The sequence below is a fragment of the Caballeronia sp. LP006 genome (assembly GCF_031450995.1).
In the GTDB taxonomy this organism is placed as follows: Bacteria; Pseudomonadota; Gammaproteobacteria; order Burkholderiales; family Burkholderiaceae; genus Caballeronia.
In genome coordinates, this window is the sequence record NZ_JARTVW010000004.1 from 401,633 (window position 1) to 421,270 (window position 19,638).

20 protein-coding genes are annotated in these 19,638 nt (G+C 60.5%); 7 read left to right on the forward strand and 13 right to left on the reverse strand.

Annotation, left to right across the window (positions count from 1 at the left end):
• Positions 1-11: 11 nt before the first annotated feature.
• The 12 genes from P9250_RS11945 to sctC all read right to left on the reverse strand — a co-directional run bounded on the left by P9250_RS11945 (position 12) and on the right by sctC (position 9,450).
• Positions 12-752, reverse strand: coding sequence for an EscU/YscU/HrcU family type III secretion system export apparatus switch protein (locus tag P9250_RS11945; protein ID WP_309960486.1), 741 nt, complete (start codon positions 750-752; stop codon positions 12-14).
• A gap of 15 nt (positions 753-767) precedes the next feature.
• Positions 768-1,493 carry a flagellar biosynthetic protein FliR gene (locus P9250_RS11950; RefSeq protein WP_310393184.1) on the reverse strand — a complete coding sequence of 242 codons (726 nt, stop codon included), beginning with the start codon at positions 1,491-1,493 and terminating at the stop codon, positions 768-770.
• A gap of 2 nt (positions 1,494-1,495) precedes the next feature.
• A complete protein-coding gene (gene sctS, locus P9250_RS11955; protein ID WP_244828251.1) occupies positions 1,496-1,771 on the reverse strand; it encodes a type III secretion system export apparatus subunit SctS in 276 nt (91 codons plus the stop codon).
• Positions 1,768-2,418 (reverse strand): EscR/YscR/HrcR family type III secretion system export apparatus protein, encoded by a 651-nt coding sequence (locus tag P9250_RS11960; protein WP_244828249.1) that lies wholly within the window; start codon positions 2,416-2,418, stop codon positions 1,768-1,770. Before P9250_RS11960 ends, sctS begins: the two co-directional genes overlap by 4 nt.
• Positions 2,415-3,398, reverse strand: a complete 984-nt coding sequence (locus tag P9250_RS11965) for a FliM/FliN family flagellar motor switch protein (protein WP_310393187.1) — start codon at positions 3,396-3,398, stop codon at positions 2,415-2,417. Before P9250_RS11965 ends, P9250_RS11960 begins: the two co-directional genes overlap by 4 nt.
• On the reverse strand, positions 3,395-4,150 hold the full coding sequence (locus tag P9250_RS11970) for a FliH/SctL family protein (protein WP_310393189.1): 756 nt from the start codon (positions 4,148-4,150) through the stop codon (positions 3,395-3,397). The genes P9250_RS11965 and P9250_RS11970 overlap by 4 nt, the downstream gene beginning before the upstream one ends.
• Positions 4,144-4,725: a hypothetical protein gene (locus P9250_RS11975; protein WP_250466919.1), complete on the reverse strand. Its 582-nt coding sequence runs from the start codon at positions 4,723-4,725 to the stop codon at positions 4,144-4,146. The genes P9250_RS11970 and P9250_RS11975 overlap by 7 nt, the downstream gene beginning before the upstream one ends.
• On the reverse strand, positions 4,722-5,564 hold the full coding sequence (gene sctJ, locus P9250_RS11980; protein ID WP_310393191.1) for a type III secretion system inner membrane ring lipoprotein SctJ: 843 nt from the start codon (positions 5,562-5,564) through the stop codon (positions 4,722-4,724). Before sctJ ends, P9250_RS11975 begins: the two co-directional genes overlap by 4 nt.
• A complete protein-coding gene (locus tag P9250_RS11985) occupies positions 5,564-5,887 on the reverse strand; it encodes a hypothetical protein (protein ID WP_250466923.1) in 324 nt (107 codons plus the stop codon). The genes sctJ and P9250_RS11985 overlap by 1 nt, the downstream gene beginning before the upstream one ends.
• 80 nt (positions 5,888-5,967) lie before the next feature.
• Complete coding sequence (locus P9250_RS11990) at positions 5,968-6,333, reverse strand: hypothetical protein (RefSeq protein WP_250510010.1); 366 nt, start codon at positions 6,331-6,333, stop codon at positions 5,968-5,970.
• A gap of 142 nt (positions 6,334-6,475) precedes the next feature.
• Positions 6,476-7,573, reverse strand: a complete 1,098-nt coding sequence (locus P9250_RS11995; RefSeq protein ID WP_310393193.1) for an FHA domain-containing protein — start codon at positions 7,571-7,573, stop codon at positions 6,476-6,478.
• Positions 7,570-9,450 carry a type III secretion system outer membrane ring subunit SctC gene (gene sctC / locus P9250_RS12000; RefSeq protein WP_310393195.1) on the reverse strand — a complete coding sequence of 627 codons (1,881 nt, stop codon included), beginning with the start codon at positions 9,448-9,450 and terminating at the stop codon, positions 7,570-7,572. The genes P9250_RS11995 and sctC overlap by 4 nt, the downstream gene beginning before the upstream one ends.
• A gap of 312 nt (positions 9,451-9,762) precedes the next feature.
• Between sctC and P9250_RS12005 the strand changes: the two genes are divergently transcribed.
• The 7 genes from P9250_RS12005 to P9250_RS12035 all read left to right on the forward strand — a co-directional run bounded on the left by P9250_RS12005 (position 9,763) and on the right by P9250_RS12035 (position 18,546).
• A complete protein-coding gene (locus tag P9250_RS12005) occupies positions 9,763-10,062 on the forward strand; it encodes a ribbon-helix-helix domain-containing protein (RefSeq protein WP_250493343.1) in 300 nt (99 codons plus the stop codon).
• A 151-nt stretch (positions 10,063-10,213) separates the two neighbouring features.
• A complete protein-coding gene (locus P9250_RS12010) occupies positions 10,214-11,026 on the forward strand; it encodes a hypothetical protein (RefSeq protein ID WP_310393197.1) in 813 nt (270 codons plus the stop codon).
• 289 nt (positions 11,027-11,315) lie between these two features.
• The gene (locus P9250_RS12015; protein ID WP_310393199.1) at positions 11,316-13,622 is read left to right on the forward strand and encodes a fimbrial protein; all 2,307 of its coding nucleotides are present in this window, start codon (positions 11,316-11,318) and stop codon (positions 13,620-13,622) included.
• Positions 13,623-13,704: 82 nt separating this feature from the next.
• Positions 13,705-14,448 (forward strand): fimbria/pilus periplasmic chaperone, encoded by a 744-nt coding sequence (locus P9250_RS12020; RefSeq protein ID WP_310393201.1) that lies wholly within the window; start codon positions 13,705-13,707, stop codon positions 14,446-14,448.
• Positions 14,449-14,667: 219 nt separating this feature from the next.
• The gene (locus tag P9250_RS12025; RefSeq protein ID WP_310393203.1) at positions 14,668-17,181 is read left to right on the forward strand and encodes a fimbria/pilus outer membrane usher protein; all 2,514 of its coding nucleotides are present in this window, start codon (positions 14,668-14,670) and stop codon (positions 17,179-17,181) included.
• The gene (locus P9250_RS12030) at positions 17,178-18,299 is read left to right on the forward strand and encodes a fimbrial protein (protein WP_310393205.1); all 1,122 of its coding nucleotides are present in this window, start codon (positions 17,178-17,180) and stop codon (positions 18,297-18,299) included. The genes P9250_RS12025 and P9250_RS12030 overlap by 4 nt, the downstream gene beginning before the upstream one ends.
• Before the next feature lie 106 nt (positions 18,300-18,405).
• Positions 18,406-18,546 (forward strand): hypothetical protein, encoded by a 141-nt coding sequence (locus P9250_RS12035; RefSeq protein ID WP_250466940.1) that lies wholly within the window; start codon positions 18,406-18,408, stop codon positions 18,544-18,546.
• Positions 18,547-18,649: 103 nt separating this feature from the next.
• Here P9250_RS12035 and P9250_RS12040 read toward each other — a convergent pair whose 3' ends face one another.
• Positions 18,650-19,630 carry an SDR family oxidoreductase gene (locus P9250_RS12040; RefSeq protein ID WP_309849839.1) on the reverse strand — a complete coding sequence of 327 codons (981 nt, stop codon included), beginning with the start codon at positions 19,628-19,630 and terminating at the stop codon, positions 18,650-18,652.
• Positions 19,631-19,638: the final 8 nt, after the last annotated feature.

Consider the following 19,638-nt stretch of genomic DNA (forward strand, 5'->3'; position numbering starts at 1 on the left):
GGATTCGGGGTTTAACGGTTCAGATCGCGATGAAGCGCGCGTCGCCGGCCTTTGACGTAGGGGTCGCCGTGTTCGTCGCGGTATTCGCGTTTGAGTTCTTCCTTGTCCATGCGCAAACGGCGCTTTCTCAGCACGTGCTGCATGGCATAGTCGGCTACCGCGGGCGCGGCCTGCGAGAGCGCAACCAGCGCGAGCAGACGGGAATGGCTGAGAGACGCGAGCGCAAGCTGGGATAGCGGATCGAGCGAATACGCCGGCTCGATCTGCACGAGCCATTCTGCCGTCACACGCCAGGCCACGAAGATGAGCACGGCGAACTGGAACAGCATCAGTACGGTCTCGAACGCGACCTTCAAGCCGAACAGATTCTTCAGCCCTTCCACCGGGTTCAGACGCTTGAGATCGGGCGCGATCCGCCTGAACGACACGAGTCCACGCGTTTGAACGAGTTCAGGTATGACGTTGGCAAGCATGCCGGCACTGAGCATGATCAGCGCTCCCTTGCCCGGTTCGAGCAGCGCATTCAATACGGCCTTGAACTGCCACGCGAACGAACGGCTAGCGTCCAGTCCCGACACGGCGTCGATCATGTGGACGAAACCGGAGAACGTGTGTGGCGCTTCGAACGCCAGCAGCAGCCACCACAGCGCGGCGCTCATCGCGGTGCTCAAATGGGCGCTCTTCGCAATGTCGCCGTCGGTTCGGGCGCGCAGCAGCCGGCGAGGCGTGGGCTTTTCGGTTTTGTCGCTCATATCGACCGGTGCCTCCTATTCGAGATTCAGCGAGACGGCGAAGATGCGCGCGAGTCGATCGAGGATCGCTGGAACGCACGCCATCAGCGCGAAGGAGAGCACCATTGCCTTGAACGTACGCGCAGTGGAAAACGGATTGAGACGCTTTGCATGCCGCGACGCGAGTCCGAGCGAAACGTCGGTGAGCAGCATCAAGGCGAGTAACGGCGCCGAAAGCTGCAAGCCCTGCGCTAAAGACTGCGGCAAACGCGTTTCCGAGAACATGGCGAGAAGGCGCGCGAATCCACCGGGATACGGACCACCCGGTGGCCAGATCGACCACGCGTCGGCGAAGACTCCGCACAGTGCGACAAGACCGTGGCCCGTAAAGAGCGTGAACGCCGCGAATTGAGTGAAAAGCGTTTGAAACGCGGCGGATTCCTGCTGAAAGTTCGGGTCATAGACCGCGCCCACGCTATAGCCGCCTTGTTGATCGAGGATGGCGCCCGCCGTGGAGGCCGCATGAAAGACGACGCCGAAACCGAGTCCTAGCAAAAGACCGATGCCAGCTTCCATGACGCTTGCCGCAAGCGGTTCGTGCGGCAATCCCGCTTGCGCGGGCAGCACCGCGAAGATCAGCACGAGCGGAGCACGCAGTGTCACACCGAGCGCTCCGTCGTTACCAAACGGAATCAAGGCGAGCGCCACGGCTGGACGAATCATGCAGAAGGCGAAGCCGCTCAATTGATCGAGGATGTTCATGGTCAATGCGTGCGGCCCGAGGCGATCATCGTGAAGATATGGCTCAAAAGACGCGCGACTTCCCGGTTTGCCCACGGCGCCGTCACGATCAGCACGAGTCCGACGCACACGATCTTTGCACCGTACGGCAGACTCTGATCTTGGATCTGCGTGACCGATTGCAACAGACCGAGCAAAAGGCCGACCGCGGTCGCGACGGCGAGCATTGGCAACGAAAGCCAGAACACGAGCAACAGCGCGTCGGTTGCGAGCGAGGTAAGGGAAGGAAGCGAATTCACTTGGCGTAACCGAGAATGAGTGCATGCATGAGTCTGGGAATGCCGGAGGCGGCCACCAGCACGAAGAGCTTGAGTGGAATGGAGACGGTGCTCGGCGACAGCATCATCATGCCCATGGCGGTCAGCACGTTCGCGACCACCAGATCGATGACTAAAAAGGCGATATAGAGCAGGAAGCCCGCTTCGAAGCCGCTCGAAATCTCGCTGATCAGAAACGCCGGAACGAGCAGCGTGAAGTCGCTTTCTTGCGCGTCGCGAGCGGGATCGGTGCGCTTTGCCGCGTCGAGCAGGAACGCACGTTCTGCCGGGCGCGAGTGCGCCAGCATGAATTCCCCGAGCGGTCCACGAACGGCGTCGATCATCTGCGGGAGGGGCGGCAATTGCCCGCTTTCGACGCGCTCGTCGAGGGAGAGCGCGTCGCCGATAGCGTGCAGGGTAGGCGCCATCACGACCAGGGTTGCCGCGAGCGCGAGACCGGATATCGCCAGATTGCCGGGCGCTTGCTGCACTCCTAGCGCGGAGCGCAACAGCGTAAGGACGATGCTGAACTTCGTGAACGAGGTGCACATGATGACGACGAGCGGCGCCACGCTCAGTAGAAAGAAGACGCCGACGAGTTGCAGTTGCCCGGTTTGCGCTCCGATCATGACGCGACATCCGGATGCGCGGATTGCAGCACGCTCGTGATCCGCACGGCTAGCACATCGTCTATGTTCACCAGTTCTCCCTTGGCGAAGGGCAATCCCTGGCACAACAGCGTGACCGAGCGCTCGCGCACCGAAAGCTGCAGCGACACCAGCGAACCCTGTCGCAAGCGGCTGAGTTCGTATAAGGACAGGCGCATCGAGCCGATCACGGCGTCGAACGGAAAAGTGAGGGCTTCGACCGGAATGAATTCGCTGGTCAGTTCGGATGGCTGATTTTCTTCGTTGAGAATGGGGCGATCTAGCACGATCTGATCTCCAAGAGTTTTCAAGAGAATGCGCTGCGTGCCGTTGCGAAGGGGCAAGCGCAGGTATTGAACCGATTTGTCGAGCACCAGCGCATCACCGGCGCGAATGCGCCGCAAACGCAAGAGCGTGAGCGTTGGCCCGGCGACGCAGACCGGAATGCTGACGACGATCTGGCGCGCAAGCGCGCTCGAATTGCACTGCGGATCAGGCTGGCGCCGCAGCCAGCGATCCACCGCCTCGCAGTGAAATGACAGGCTCGCCGTGCGTCCGCTTTGGACGTGCGCAAGCGCGAGGCCATAGGCGCCCGGCGCGGGCGACGCGTCATATGAAACGCCGGTCACATCGAGCGCGAAGCCGAATGCGCCTTCCAGCGCGCAAAGCCAGTCCTCGCACGCGTCGGCAATCAGCTTGTGTGCGAGCTTCCCTGTCTTTTCCAGACTCTGGCGCGAAAGTTCGGGGATAAGCGCCCGCGCATCCAGATCGAGTACCAGCGGCTGACCGCAGGCCATGCCGTGAAGACGCAGCGGATAGTGCGCGCGACATGGCTCGAACGCGAGCGTGTAGCGCCGATGGCCTACGCTCACTGGCACGTCGGCGCCGAAATGCAAGGCAGCGATGTTCTGCCGCTCCGCCTGTTCACGTGTGAGCCGTTCGAGGCCGGCGAACGGATTCATATCGCGGCGCCCCCGCTCGTGGCATTGCACGCGATCCAGCCGGCCGGCGCGGCATCACGGGAAAGGACGTCGAGCGTGTCGCGCAGTCCTTGCTCGATGACATCGAATTGCCTGAGAAGACGGTCGTCCAGGCGCGTGTATTCGTCGAGCACGGCGGCGATCGCATCGCGGATGCCGCGTTCGAGTGCGGCGAGCTGCTGCCGCAAGCTGCCATCGATTACGCCGATATCGGTTTCGACCACGCACGAACGCGGCGGCAGATCGGCGTCGCCAAGAACGGTGATGAGCGTCAGGCCCAACTCGTCTTCCATCGCGCTGACTGCTTGCCTGGCTTCCTCGTAATCACATGCCGAGACGCGCACGGAGAGCGGCCGTTGCCCAGGCGCCGCTCGCAGACTGCGGCGAAGTTGATTCGGAAAGATCGCGCCCGCAGGCATGTCGCCGACGACGTCGCGTACGGCCTCGACGACGATCTTCACGAGGCGTTCGTTCAAGCCACGAAGCGCAAAGGCGGCCGCGGCGGCCGGCATGGCGAGGTCATGCACCGCCGCCGCGCGGCCCGCGATGAAACCGCGTGCGAGCGCCTGCCGTCTGACACGCCGGGCGCGTTGCGCGAGGTCGGCTGCCTCTTGCCTCGCGCGTTGGGCATTCACGCGCTGCAGCGCGGGCAGGTCTTGCAGCAAGGCGAGATCGTTGGCGCAAATATAGCCGTCCGATTCGACCCGCCAGTCGGAAACTCGCCAGATCAGCATGGCCGCCTCTCTGTGTCGAGGAGTTGCAGTGCATCGCCGATCAATTCGAGCGCCGCTCGCGCCGACACGAAAGGCAGGCGCCATTGCGCCGCGGCCGTGGCGTACTCGCACGGCAGGCGCACTTTCATCCACAGCCGTTGTGCGTGGCCGCTCGTCGCCCGCAGTGCGAGCGCGATCCCGGCTATGCACAGGCTGCGCCGGTTGAAGAAGTCGACAGGGGAGTCGAGCCTCAGGTCGGGCTGCTCTCCGCGCCGATGGCACTGGAGCCGCGCGAGTGGCGGCAAGCCCACCGCGCCCGAGAACTGCGTGTGCGCGGCGGCGCTCACGAGAAGGCGCAGCGAGCGCGCGCACGCCAGCGCGGCGCACAGGCGCAAGAGTCGTCCGCATGCCGGGCGCGCGAGCGGCGCGGCGAACCACGGCAATTGCTTGGCGCCGGCCTCGGCGAGCGTCGGGAAGCGCGCGAAAAGATGCAAGGCGGCTGCGGCGCGGGCGCGCTCGCTGCGTGCGGGCGTGGCTCGTCCGCACCAGCTGTGATGCGCCCAGCCTGCGACGTCGAGAATGGGTAGGGATTTCATGTGCGGTCTTCGCGAGAATGGGAGGAGTCGTTGGCGGCTGCGCCCGGCTGCGGCTTCGCCGGCACGGCCTGGCGGGTCCGCCGCCTGAAAAACGTCACACCGGGTATGCGTATCCGCGGCAATGCGCGAATGCCCGAATCCCACACCCAGACGGCCAGGATCAACAGCAGTGCCATGACGGTCAGAACGATGAGGACACGCTCGACCTTGCGCTGATCGGCAAGCGGTGGCGGACAGTGGCCCGTCTGCGCGCACAGATCGATTTGCGTGACGACCGGCATGACGGGAACGAGCGTCACGTAGACCTTGTCTTGCGTGAGCCCCTGCACCGCGCCGGCGACGAGCGCGCGGATCTTCTCGCGCATGGGCTCGAGATTCGCGTCGCTGCGATATCGCACCATGACAGACGCGCTCGGCAGCATCGGGGGGCCGAGTAGCGGATCTCGCTGCGGATCGACGATATGCACCCGCGCCACCAGCACGCCGTCGATCGTTTCGAGCGTGGCGGCCAATTCTTCGGTGAGACCATAGACGTAGCGCACGTGGTCTTCTTCGGGGCTCGAGATCAATCCCTGGCGGCTGAAGAGTTCACCGAGATTGGCATGACTGGCGTGGGGCAAGGCATACGCGCCGGTCAGCTCGGTCGCGGTGACGGCTTCGTCTTCATCGACGGATACGGTCCACGTCTTGTCGGCGTTGCGCTCCTTCGAGCTCTCGACACCGTGTTGACTGAGGACCGCGACGATGCGGTTGGCCTGATCCTCGTCCAGCCCCTCGTATAACGAGGTCTTGCATGCGCCGAGCAGGACGAGCGGCAGAAGAATGAGCGCGCGACGCATTACGTTCTCTGAGTGATGGATTGGATGGCGCTGCCTACGCTCTGGGCAAGATGCGAAAGCGTGATCAGCGTGACCGAGTAATCGCTGACGGCGGCTTGCAGCGTGAGCATCTCGCCTGTCGTAAGCGGCCGTCGGCGGGTGGGATCGAGCAACGCGCCGAGGGGCGCGGCCGCTCCTTGCAAGGCGAACTGAGCTTGCTCGGCAAGGCGCGTGATCCCTTCGCCTCCCGTGCCGGCATCCAGTTGCGCCGGTGTGGCGGCGATCGCTGGCGGCGTCGCGTCGACCTGAAAAGATTGGATGGCAACTGCTTGCGAAAGCATCATTGTGAATATTCTTGGTTGGACAGGAAAATCCGGCGCGCGGGAGCCCCCGCATTGGAGGCCCCGCCGGTGTGTGCGTTGGCTTACTTCGTGTTCTGCGCGACGGATTTGTGTGTTTCCGCCAGGCTGCTCAAGATGGACGTCCCTTGTTGCAATGAAGACGTGTACTCGCCGACCTTTTTCTGCATGTCGAGCATGCTGGCGCTGCCCACGCCCCCGGCTCCGCCTTGCCCTCCTTGTCCGTTTTGGCCGCCTTGCGCGCTCTGCGCGCTAGCGTCTTGCTCCGATTGATTGATCGACTGGGCCTGCTGTTGCAGGTTTCGCTTGACGGCGTCCGCCACGCTTCCGAGCGACAGCGTGCCGTCGGGTGCGATCATGCTGCCGCCTTGGGCGCCGCCCATGCCATAACCGAACATGGCAGGGGTGTAACCGATATTTGCCGCTTGCATCGACATATTCTGCTTTCCTATATAAGTGATGGCGCGCTAAAAGGATCGTGCAGACTCCATGAACCTTCGTGCGGCGCGCCGACGCGCGAAGGGCAGCGCACCGGTAAGGGGCTGTCGGGTGCGGCTCCGGCGGCGTGAGCCGCTAGCAGGACTTGCCGGAACTCGTGCGTTGTGCAATCAGGACATAGATGCTTCCGTCATCGCGAATCACCGATGCGCCGCATGGGTCGATTCGCTCGATCCGTCCTATCGACAGATGCGCTCCTGCGAAATATCGGGCTCCTTGCTGGTCGGCGAGCCACGCGGCGTGCGGAGAATTCAGCAGATTCAATCCGAGCGCTTCGAGCGGAACACGCACGGGGCCGCTGTTGTTCTCGTGACCGTCGAAGCGCAACGCCTCTAATCCATCCACCTGTCCTTGCGCGAGCCGGTCGACCCGCGCGTAGTCCCATGACTCGGGTTGCAGATAGGCGTCCGCTGCGGGAAGTGTCGCGACGAACACGCCGGGCCGTTCGCCTGCACGCAAACGGACGCCGCGGTAGTACTTGTCGAGAAAATCGCTCAGTTGCTCCCGCATGCTGTCGATCACGGCGACGCGCACACGCACCGCGCCGCCGCGTGCGCGCGCGACGAGGGAAACGGCGCCAAGGTCGGCGGCGGTCTGTACGTAACCCTCGTAAACACGTGCGCCCGTTGTCTGATCCGTGCGCTGGCGAACGTTGCGAAAGGCGGGCTCGTCCAGAGGCGACGACCGTTTTTCTGAAGGTCTCGGAACAAGGTTATTCAGGCTGTACAGCAACGCGAATCCGAGCGGCACGATCGCTATCGCAAGCCATTGATAGCGAGGTATTCGCGCACACTTCCTTCGCAGCCACGTAAATGGCGCGTGAGCAAGGAGCCATGCAGATTCCGCGCTTTTCATGGCCTGCTCTGTCGGCGGGGCGCCGTTGCTGAACTGCAAGGCCGTCTCTCCCAGCCGGAATGTGGCACCGTGGCGCAACTGCGTTCGGGCGCCCACTTTGAGGGCTTGCCCGAATACCGCGATGTCGGCGTGAGCGGCACGCAGTTCGAGCCTGTTGCCGCGCAGTCGAACGCTCGCGTGATGTGGCGCGATGCCGGTATCCAAAAGGATCAGGTCGGCGTCGGCCGCGCTGCCGATTTGCAAGTCGCGATCCGCCGTCAGGGCGATGCTCGCGCCCGCATGCAGCCCGGAGGCGACGAAGAGTCGTGCGTCGGTCATTGCTTGCTCCCTTGCGATGCATGCGCGGCATTGCGTGGAGCGGCAAGCTGACTGGCCGGCAGTGGCGGCAACGGAGGAAACTCCGCATCGGGCAAGGGCGGGCGCGGATAGTCCTTTCCGGTGATCGCCGAGAGAGCGGGCACATCGTCGACGGAGAGTTCGGCCGGCGCCGCGGCGTCCGCTTTCAGCCGCTTCAATCGCGGCGTGATGAGGACGAGTCGCTCGGTGCGATCGAAAGATGTCTGCTCATCGCCGAAAAGCGTCCCGATGATCGGAATGTCGCCCAGGATAGGGACTTTCGATCCGCTCGTTTGCGTATGCTCGTATTCGTAGCCGCCGATCAGCAGGCTCTCGCCATCGCCCACTATGGCCTGAGTGATGATCGAGTTACTGTTGACGCGCGGTATGCCGTCAACCGACGCGTCGCCGTCGAAGGAGCCATCCTCGATTTGCACGCTGAGAAGAATCCTGCTGTGCTCGCCGCCGCCTTGCTCGACAGTGGGCGTAACCTTGAGCGTGAGTCCCGTGTCGACATTGAATAGATTGGCATCCTGATTACCTGCCACGCGAACATAGATGGAATTGTGCGACGACAGGACTGCCTCGGCGTTATTGAGCGTTAGCACGCGAGGACGAGACAGGATGCGCGCGCGACCGGTTTTCTCGAGCGCGTGGATCTGCTCGTAGAGGAAGTGCGCGGAATTGCCGATCAACGTCGTCAGCGTGAGTCCCGCATCGACGCCGAGGGCGACGGACGACGCTCCCGGCAGGGCAGGCGCTACGGAACCACGCGTGTTTGACTGGCGGCTGGATGAAGCCCCAGCGCCCCAGCGGACGCCGAGTTCCCTGGCGGCATCGCTCGACACATCCATCACGAGAGCCGAGATTTCCACGAGATCCTGCGGCCGGTCGAGCATGGAGATGGCCTTCTCGTAGGCGGGCATCATCGCCGGTACGTCGTACACCACGACCGAGTTCGTGCGCGGGTCCGCGACGATGTTGCGCCTTGCCGGCGTCACGGCGGATTGGGGAAGTTCCGCCGGACTGTCATCCACCGAGGCATCTTGTGCGGTTTCCGTGAACCCGGGCACGCTCGGTAAAGGCGGAATCCCCTTGACCGTGCCGTGCAGGCTATCCGGGCGTCCGCGAGTGTTCGTCGCCGCCGGTCTCGCCACGCTCGTGTTTCCCATCAGCGTCCGGAGCAATGAAGCCACGCCCGCGATGGTCTGCTGACGATTCCCCGAGGTATAGGTGATGTCCTGTGCCTGGGTATAACGCAGCGGAAACACGCGTATCTGTGTCTGTTCGAGCGTCTGCTGCGGCGGCGGCAATTGCTCCTGGGCTTTGACGATCGCATTGGCCACGGCATCGACGTATCGGGACGGGCCGGTGACTTTCACGCTGTCGCCCGAGAAATGCAGAGGAAGATGCGGATCATCGAGATCGAGGTTGCGCAGCAGGGCGCTCACCGCGTCCCCCGACAGCGGCGCGAACCCGATCGTGCGGCTTTGCACGTCTTCGGTGGTGGTGATGTGGATCGTCTGGCCGTCGAAATACCAGACGAGCCCCCACGCTTCGACCAGCGTGCGAAACACCGAGGAAGGCGCTTGCTCGAACACGCCGTTCACGTTGCCGCGCACCGTGCGTGCAATCTCCAGACGCAGGCCGCCCGCGCGCCCCACGTCGTTGAGCACATCCGCAAGCCTGGAATTGCGCGCGACGTAGCGCATCGGCGCGCCTTGCCATGCAGGCTGTGCCGCATTCGCGAGCGGGTTTTGCAACACAAGACATAAATAAACGAGATGACGTGCGGCCTTGCCCGTCCGGTTGCCGCAAGTCATCGGCCGGTTTTGCGTCTTGCGCCAGTTCGTGGTCATTCAAAGTCCTATGCCGGAATATCGGGTTGCGTTATGACGAGACTTTAAATGCGCGACGAACGATTAAGGTCCTATAGATGTACTACATATTGGCTTCGGAAAAGAGGCAGTATTCCCATCGCAGGTGTGTGCTTTGCGTTTCTCAGGAAATTAAAAAGAGGTTGGGAATACATGAACTACGAAAAATATGAATATCGAGATAGAAGATCGAAGCCTTTGTTAAATGCCAAGTGCACATCATCTTGCAGCAGATCGTGGCATGTGCCCGGGTAAGCGCCGCCCATGGTTACAAACCGGTATTGCGATTTCAGTATGAAGCTTGTCACGCCGCGTCAGCGGTCTATTCGGATCAACGGTTTCGCGACCTGCATACGCCTTGAGGAGGTCTATTGGGCAATCATCGAACTGCTGGCGCGTCAGGAATGCGTGACGGTGGGAAGACTACTTTCGAGATGGGCGATGGAAATGGATCTCGGGTTCGACACGGTTAAGAATTTCACCGGCTATGTCCGAGTGGTTTGTGTTGTTCAACTCGTAAGGCAGGCAGGCACGCTTGATCCGGGAGTTAAGAAAGATCTGTCCAACGCTATTCAGGCAACGCTGTGTCCATGAATAATTCCGAGGCACATGGGAGGTGATATGTAATTCGAAGGAAACTCGATATCTAAATTGCATACCAAACGCGCGCTTTACGCGCAATTGGTTTTAACTCTATTTATGGGATTCGATGATGCTCGTGAACAATAATGGTTCTGCTTTGGCGATGACGCCAATTTTCGATGATGGAGTCGTCGCGGGAGCGGCGAATGGCGCGGCTGTCGGAGGCGCCCCGAATACCATCGACGCAGCGACTCCGCTAGGCGGAGGCTACGCTCTGATCCATATTCCGGATGGAGCGCAGGCGAACGATCTTGGCGCTCAGGGTATCGCGCCGTTCGGCATGGGTAACGCCGAGTCTGCAGCCGGGTCGTATCCGGACGCGGATAGCGGGCCTTCCGTCGTTGCCGATGCGGCCGACGCGGCCGCGCCATATTCCCCTTCGGCGGCCAACGGCACGATGCCTTTGGGACAGCAGGCGGACGGCGCAGACGCGGGCAGTGCGGCCGAGGCGGCTCAGGCGGCTCAGGCAGCGCAAGCGGCGGCGGCTCAGGCAACTCAGGCGGCCGAGGCGGTGCAGGCAGCGCAGGCAAACTCGGCAACTCAGGCAGCCCCGACAACACAAGCCGCATCGACGACCCAGGCCGCACCGACGACTCCGCAACCGGACACGCAAGGAGCACAAGCCGCGCTCGGTGGTTTGAGTTCGCTGCTCGGCGGCCTCGCGCAGCCATTGAGTAGCTTGCTTGGCGGCCTCATGAAGAACCTGGGCGCAGGCGGTGGTGCTGGTGCAGGCGCAGGCGGTGGTGCAGGTACAGGTGCAGGTACGGGCGGCGGTGGCGCAGGTGGCGGCGGCGCGACGCCTGCACTCGGTGGCAACACTCCATCCGCGCCTGCGCAGGCCGATAATGCATCCCTGGCAACGGCTGACACGGGTGGCGATGCCGCGGCTGGCGATGCGGCATCTGGCGACAGTTAAAGGTAAGGGCTGGTAACACTAATCGACGTAGGCGCACTGCATCGCGATGCAGTGCGCCTTAAGCACCACATTGCCACAGCCCTACCGTTGCGACTTTCGCCGACAGCTCGACTCGTACGCAAGGCTCCTGTTGTACGAAGATCGACGCGTTAATCGCATTTGCTTCATGCAAACGCGACCTTGATCTATTCGAGCGGCGCCAAACTCCATTTTGCCTCGATAGCCTATAGAGCTCAATCCTCTCACGGATAAATTCCGCCATCCTAACAATTAGAGCAAGAGACGCTTCGTGCTCGGCGCGTGTCCATCGCTTTCAATACCCAGTCATTTCCCACGGCGATGCCGGCGATTCATATTGGAGTCACCGTGCGCCAGCGCGGTCATGCCACGAATTCACCGCCGCGAAGTAGGGCACTGCAACGCGAGGCGGCATATCCTTGGTCAACGAAAAATGGAGGTCATCATGGATACGAACACACAACCCATCACCGGTAAGGAATCGCTTTGGGGCGACTATCAGCCTTCGCAGAGTCAGCTCAAGCTGGTCAACGCGAGTCCGACTTTCATCTCGGACATACATACAGCGAGTGATCGGATCGATAGCGGAGCCTATAAGCCCATTGCGATCAAAAGCGACTCAAGAGTGCAATTCGACCTGGTCGATAAGCGCGTCGTTCTCACGCCTGACTTTCTTAATTGGGAAGACACTGAGCAGATGGGAACCTTGTCTCACGAACTGGGCCATTTCCTCGACGATCCCGCCGAGAGGGCATTTGCGAAGGACTATGGAGTCAATCCGCGTGATCCGGACGCACACAATCAGGCGGCGACGCTCTTCATAAGAGCCCAAACGGTGGCGGAGGCCAATCAATGGAAAATCGCCCGGGAAGTCGAGCAGAACACAGCCACGCCCGGCAATCCTGGGACCAAGCTCAGTGGCAGCGCATCGGCTTGGACTGGCCCGGAGTTCGATGCGTTGTATGCAAAGTATCGCAACACTGGGCTCACGGATTCGCAACTTCAGCATCGGCTCACGACGAGCGTCATGGGTACTTTCGCAGGCGTTCCGAGTGACATGGGCGCGGGCAGCGAATACAACGTCGACGGCAGCATGAGCGGTGCCGCGCCTATCGAGCCTGGCCAGCCGACGGTTCACTACGAAAGCGACGCTAACGGCAAGATCAATTCGATGACCGAAGAGTGGCCGTCGGGAGACAAGTCCACGCAGACGTTCAAGGATGGCAAGCGCGTGCAGTCGCAGACAGTCGACTCGCAGGGCAAACCGCTGCGAACCGTCGACTACTCGAACTACGGCCCGGACGGCAGTTATCGCATCGATGTAAAAGACGGCAGCGGCAAGACGATTCAACGAAGTGACTTCAACGGCGACGGTTCGGGCATCGAGCGCGGCTTCCATGATGACGGCTCACGCTTGGAAACAACATTCGGCCCGTTGAAGTCAGACGCGGCTTCATTCGGTGCGCAAAGCCCGACGAAGCTGATGACACAGTACGATGCGCAGGGCCGCGAAAAGCAGAAAGACTATTTCGATCCCGATCAGGGCATCAACACGAATCAGGTCGTGACGCGTGCCGACGGCAGTAAGTCGATGTACTCCTTCAACGATCAGGAAAAGGTCGGCTTGCAAAACGACTACGACGCGAAGGGGAAGCCCGTTGACACTTACCGTTACGACTCGGGCTCGGGCAAGGTGTCGTCACACACTCATTTCAACGAGGACGGTAGCCGTACGTTGGATACGATCGACGCGGGCGGGAAAGCAACGCGCATGAGCGCGACCAATGACGGTCAACGGTCCACGGCACAACCCGCGACGTTCAGCGCAGCGGAACAGCAAGCATTGAAGGAACATGGCGAGCGTGCGTCGAAGATCGTGCCGCCGCAGCCGGTCGGCGCAGATACTGCGTTGGGCAATCAGCGGACCTACTTCGACCCGGCCTCGAATCGGCTGACCAATCAGGACATCAAAGAGCCTGACGGCAGCACGACGAGCTATGCGTATAACTCGATGAACCTGGTAGGTTATCAAATGAAGAAATTTGTTGTCGCAACGCTTTTCGCGGGTGTCTTTGCCGTGTTTACCGGCAGTGCTTTCGCATCTGACGGGACCATCACGTTCAACGGCGCGCTGACTGCCTCCACCTGCGCCATTAACGGCAATGGGACTTCGGCCAAGGACTTCACGGTCAAGCTGCCGACGATCTCGACCAGTACGCTGAAAGCCGCAGGCGAGACAGCCGGAACGACGTCCTATCAGATCGCTTTGACGGGATGCACGCCGGTGACGAGTTCCAGTAAGGCAGCGGTCTTCTACGAAGCCGGCACCTCGGTCGATCCCGCCGACGGCCGACTGACCGTCACGGCCGGCGGTGCCAGCAACGTCAAGATGCAGTTGTTGAACCTGGATGGCAGTCGCATCAAGGCGGGCTATTCGACCGATCTCCAAAACTCGAAGGCCGCCGACATCTCGTCCGGTTCGGCAACGCTTAGCTATAACGTTCAGTACTACGCAACTGGCGTCACAACCGCCGGTGCGGCTAACTCTTCTGTCGTTTATAGCATCGACTATCAGTAAAGCGACACGCGGGCCACGGAGATCGTCATGTCATCGCGGCCCGCCGTTCACTGCAACGTCTTGACGACGAGACACAACGCCAATGAAACTCGCAATAAAGATCCTCACGATTGCAACCCTGAGCACGGTGATGCTCGGGCGCACGCACGATGCCGAAGCATCGGTGGTTATTGCAGGAACTCGCGTCATCTATAACCAGAGCGACTCCGAGGTCACGGTCAAGTTGACGAACAACGGCAAGCTCCCTGGCCTGGTGAAGGTGTGGATCGACAAGGGCAATCCGGACACCGCGCCGGACACCATCGAGGTTCCGTTCGCGATCACACCGTCCATCGTGCGGATCGATCCGGACAAGTCCCAGACTCTGCGGATCATGTCATCAGGCGAGCCTTTGCCCGCGGATAGGGAATCGATCCTTTACTTGAACGTGCTGGAGGTTCCGCCCAAACCAACGGGCGATGAGGCGGACGCGAATCAGCTACAGCTCGCGTTCCGCTCACGTATCAAGTTCTTCTATCGGCCAAGCGCACTGAAGGGGCAACCTGAAAGCGCGTCCGGACAGGTCGTGTGGAGCATTAATCCTAGCGACGCCGCCAACAAGATCGCGGCATTCAATCCTAGCCAGTACTTCGTCTCTTTCGATCGAATCGCACTAACCGACGGCGCGCGCACCGCCGTGTTCGATGAGGGCGGGATGGTTGGTCCAGGTGAGACCCGAGTCTTCGCGCTAACCGGCGATATTTTGGGTCCAGGCGCGAGGTTGCACTACACAGCAATCAACGATTACGGCGGACCACAAGAGGGTGAGGCCGACTTGCAGCCGTGAGCAGGAGATATCGAAGCTGCTGACACACAAACGGCAATGCGGCTTTGTAGCGAACCAAACACCAATCATACAGACAGGACGCGTTGATGCAGGCCAGGTCTCATGCGTAAGGCTTGCCTTTGAGATGGAATTTCGGAATCCGTAATGAAAGCAAGAAAACATAAAAGCAATGAGCCTCAACCCAGGCTCAAGCCAATAAGTGTCTGTACGATACAGGCATTGGCGGCGATTGGTGTAAGCGCTCATGCGTGGGATGCATCCGCGCAAGTTGCAGCGGTCGAATTCAACGAGCAATTTCTCGACACGGGCGACGGCGGGAAAGTCGACATCTCTCGCTTCAACCAGGGACAGCGCGTATTGCCTGGCACCTATCGCTCCGACCTCTACGTGAACGATGTCTGGAAAGGCAAGCTCGATATCGAGCTACGCGAATCCACGCCCGGGACCGGGACAGTGCATCCGTGCGTCACGACCGGATGGCTCGAAAAGTCCGGCGTGGACTTGAGGAAGCTCTCGTCCGAGGCATCCGCAAGGCTAGAGAACGACAGCGGGGAATGCCTCGAACTTCCCGACTTGATACAGAACGCGACTGCAACGTTCGACAGCGGTGAACAGCGACTCGATGTAAGCGTGCCGCAGATCGTTATGCTCAAACGTGCGCGTGGCTATGTCGATCCGAAGTATTGGGATGATGGCGTGCCAGCCGCATTGCTTCAATATTCCGCAAACGCCTATCACAGCGAGTCGGGAAGCGCCCGAACCAATACGCAATACCTCGGCGTCAACGCCGGTCTCAACGCCGGACCGTGGCGCTTTCGCTATCAGGGAAACCTTACGCGCGGGAATCTCGGCGGCCAGCATTATCAAAGCGTGCAGACCTACGTGCAGCGCGCGTTCAAGGACATCAAGAGCCAATTCATTGCAGGCGACACTTTCACCGACGGCGCGCTGTTCGACAGCTACGGCGTGCGAGGCGTGACGCTAGGCACGGATGACCGGATGGTTCCCGAGTCACAGCGCGGCTATGCGCCGGTGGTTCGTGGCATTGCAAGCAGCAATGCGAAAGTGCAGATTCGCCAGAACGGCAATGTGATCTACGAGACGACGGTCGCGCCCGGTGCGTTCGAAATCGACGATCTCTACCCCACGGGCTATGGTGGAAATCTGGAGGTACTCGTTACGGAGGCGGACGGTACGACCCACGTTTCCTCGATTCCATATGCCGCTGCTGTCAACGCGCTGCGCCCAGGGGTAACACGCTATAGCGCGGCAGTTGGCGAGTATCGCGATCCGGCCGTGAGAATTCATCCGTTCGTATCTCAGTTCACGGTTCAGCGCGGCATGAGTAACCGTGTGACGCTGTATGGCGGTATCACCGGTGCGGACATGTATTTCTCCGCGCTCGCCGGCGTGGCGCTCAATACAAAATTCGGCGCATTCGGGTTCGACGTGACGGAATCGAGCGCGAGCTTCAAGGGCTTCGGAACACGGAATGGGACGAGCGCTCGCCTAAGCTATGCCCGAATGTTCGAGCCGACCAACACCAACATTGCAATCGCGGCCTATCGATATTCGACTGGCGGTTTTCTGAGCCTGCCAGATGCGGCCACGACGCGTCAACTGATCAGCGATCATCAGCTCGGTTCGATGTCCGCTCCTCAAAAGTCGCGCTTGCAGTTCACGCTGAATCAAGGACTAGGCGATAGCGGACGCTTTGGCGCCATCTACGCGGTGGGCTCGCTCACGACATACTGGAACCGGACATCGCGCGATACGCAGTTTCAGCTCGGCTACAACAATAGCTGGAAGCGCCTGACCTACGGCGCGTCGGTCATCCGTCAATACCAGGTGGACAACAAGCGATGGGATAACCGCTTCATGTTAACGGCGATGGTGCCGCTCGGTTGGGGCTCGCACGCTCCTCAGTCGTCGACCAGCTTTCAGCACGACACCGGCAACGGCAACTCCAGCCTACAGGAATCGGTGACGGGCACGCTTGGCTCGGACAGCGCGCTTTCATATGGCGTGAATGCGTCGTTCAGCGATGGCGATCGAACGAGCGGCAATACCGCCAGCGTGGGTGGAAATCTAGGCTATGTATCGCCATTTTCCTCGCTGTCGGTCAATGCAAGCAAGGGACGCGACTACTCGCAATACGGCGCGGGCATTTCCGGTGGCGTGGTGGCCTGGCAAGGCGGCGCGGCATTCGCGCCAAACATGAGCGACACCGTCGCCGTCATCGAAGCGAAAGACGCGGCGGGCGCAAGGCTCGCGAATGGCGCAGGTCTTCGTGTCGATCCATGGGGACACGCCATCGTCTCCGGCGTGCAGCCTTATTCCGACAACGAGGTCGAGATCGATCCCAAAGGGCTACCGCTCAACGTGCAACTCAAGTCGACCGTACAACGCGCTACGCCGACTGCGGGCGCCGTGGTGAAACTCGAGTTCGACACTGAGAACATGGGCAAGCCCGCCCTGATGCATGTTCTTCAGGCAAGCGGCAAGCCGCTTCCGTTCGGCGCGCAAGTTTCGGATGGCAAGGACGACACCGTGGGCACCGTGGCGCAGGGCAGCCGCATCATTGCCACCGGACTCAAGAGCGATGAGGGAACGCTCAATGTCAAATGGGGAGACGCTCCCGAGCAGCGTTGCGTGGTTCGCTACGCGTTGCCAAAAATGCCGCTGGCCAGCACGCCTAATTCACTTAGCATAGCTGATGGAGTCTGCCGATGATCCTCGACAGATCACTTGAGATCATAACTTCGATGAACCGTTTAAACACAATCGTCCGTGCCGTTGCACGGCATGCAGCGGCCTGGCTTATGCTGGCCGGATTGATTCCTTCCGCCGCATGGGCCAGTGCGTCTTGCCATTCCAACTACAGCGCATTCACGCTTTCTTTTCCGTCTACGATAGCCGTGGCGCGCGACCTGCCCGACGGATCGCTTCTGAGTGCATGGTCCGTGTCTGCCGCCACTCCAAACTATTGGACCTGCACTGTGTCCGATGGCTGGTACACCGGCACCGATTTCGAGCTGGCAGGTATCGTCGCCGGTGCGCCAACCCGCTATAAAGCCTCCTACAATGGCGTCGAATTTTCGGTCTATGCGACTAATGTGCCTGGCATCGGGATCGCACTTGGAGGAACAGTCTATGCCGCTAAAACGCAATACGGCCCGTGGGACTTTCCGGTTCTAGGATACGAGAGAAACAATGTCGGTAGCCCGGTGGACAATGGCGGCCAGCTCATAGCGGCCCTCGTGAAGATCGGTGACGTTAACCCGGGTACAGTTTCCGGATTGATCGCGAGGGCGTTCTCGTGGGAGACCGCCGGGAAAAGTCCTCCTGGATACAACGCGGCTTCGGGTTCGATCGACTTCAACATGACGCCGGTGATCATCACCGTTCTGACATGCCGCACACCCGATGTAACGGTGCCAATGGGCACACTAGCGCTGACGGACCTGCCGGCGTTGGGACCCGCACCGCGCAAGTCGGCATCTTTCAATATGAGCTTTGACAACTGTCCCGCAGGCACGTCCGTGGAGGGCACTACGGCGGGCATGATCCATAGTGTTCAATACCGGATCGATCCGGCGAATGGGACGGTGTCGGGCTTTAGCAATGTTGCAGCTCTAAGTGGCACGCCTTCGGCAGGAGGCGTCGGGATTCAGCTATTCGACAGCGCCGGTGCGGCAATTCCGCTTGGAACGAACCTTACCTTGAATGGTTTCAACGGAGCAGTCGCTTCGAGTTACACCGTCGCAATGACCGCACGTTATTACCGGACAGGTCCGTTATCCCCCGGTCCGGCCAACACGACAATGACAATGACCATGTACTACCAGTAGTAATGCGATCGACGTGAAGATGTGCGCTCCCCGACCTCGCGGAAGGGGTGGATCGGCTCACTTGCGGGCCACGTTCATTTACTTGTTTAACCGAAGGGAGTTTCAAATGGAATACATCAAGCGCGATGCCTTGGCTTACGCGTCGGTGGCCGGTGGCAGCGCGAAGGCGTCGAGTAGTTCGTCTGCGTCGACGAACGTGAGCATCGTTATCAGTGCACCGGTTCCACATGGCAACCAGAAGGGATGATGCATTAGCCCATCCGTAAAGCAGGCAAGACCTGCGTTTCGCTTGTCTTCAACGAGAAGGCCGCCTTCGATTCTCTGAAAGCGGCCTTCGTCCTACCTCGCATTTAACTGGCCAACGTCGCCATCGTGCGTTGCGCCTCGGTGATCTGGCGGAAGTACCGCGCCGTACGCTGCAAGCCTTCATCGAGTTCCGTCACGGGTTGCCAGTCGAGCAGCGTGCGCGCCTGCGTGATATCCGGTTGACGATGCCACGGATCATCCATCGGCAATGGATGAAACACGATCTCGGAACTCGAACCCGTCAACGCGATGATGCGTTTAGCAATGTCCAGCATCGAAAGTTCGTGCGGGTTGCCTAGATTGACTGGACCCGTGACGTCATCGGGCGTGTTCATGAGGCGGATGAAGGCGTCGACCATATCGTCGACATAACAGAAGGAGCGCGTCTGCGTGCCTTCGCCATAAACGGTGATCGGCTCGTTGGCGAGCGCCTGCATCATGAAGTTGGACACCACGCGGCCATCGGCGGGATGCATGCGCGGCCCATACGTATTGAAGATTCTCGCGATCTTGATGTTGAGGCCATGCTGCCGCCGATAGTCCATGAAGAGCGTTTCGGCGCAACGCTTGCCTTCGTCATAGCAAGAACGCGGACCGATAGGATTTACATTGCCCCAATAAGCTTCTTGTTGCGGATGCACGCGTGCGTCACCGTACACTTCACTCGTCGATGCCTGAAAGATGCGCGCCTTCACACGCTTGGCGAGACCCAACATGTTGATCGCGCCATGCACGCTCGTCTTCGTGGTTTGAACGGGATCGTACTGGTAATGAATGGGCGAAGCGGGGCATGCGAGGTTATAGATCTGGTCCACTTCCACATAGAGCGGAAACGTCACGTCGTGGCGCATCAGTTCGAAATTCGCGCTGTCCAGTAGATGCGCGATGTTGTCCTTCGTGCCGGTATAAAAATTGTCGACGCACAAGACATCGTGTCCTTGAGCGAGCAGGCGTTCGCATAGATGCGAGCCGAGAAACCCCGCACCTCCCGTGACCAGAATGCGCTTGCGAAAGGCTTCCTTCATGGCTGTTC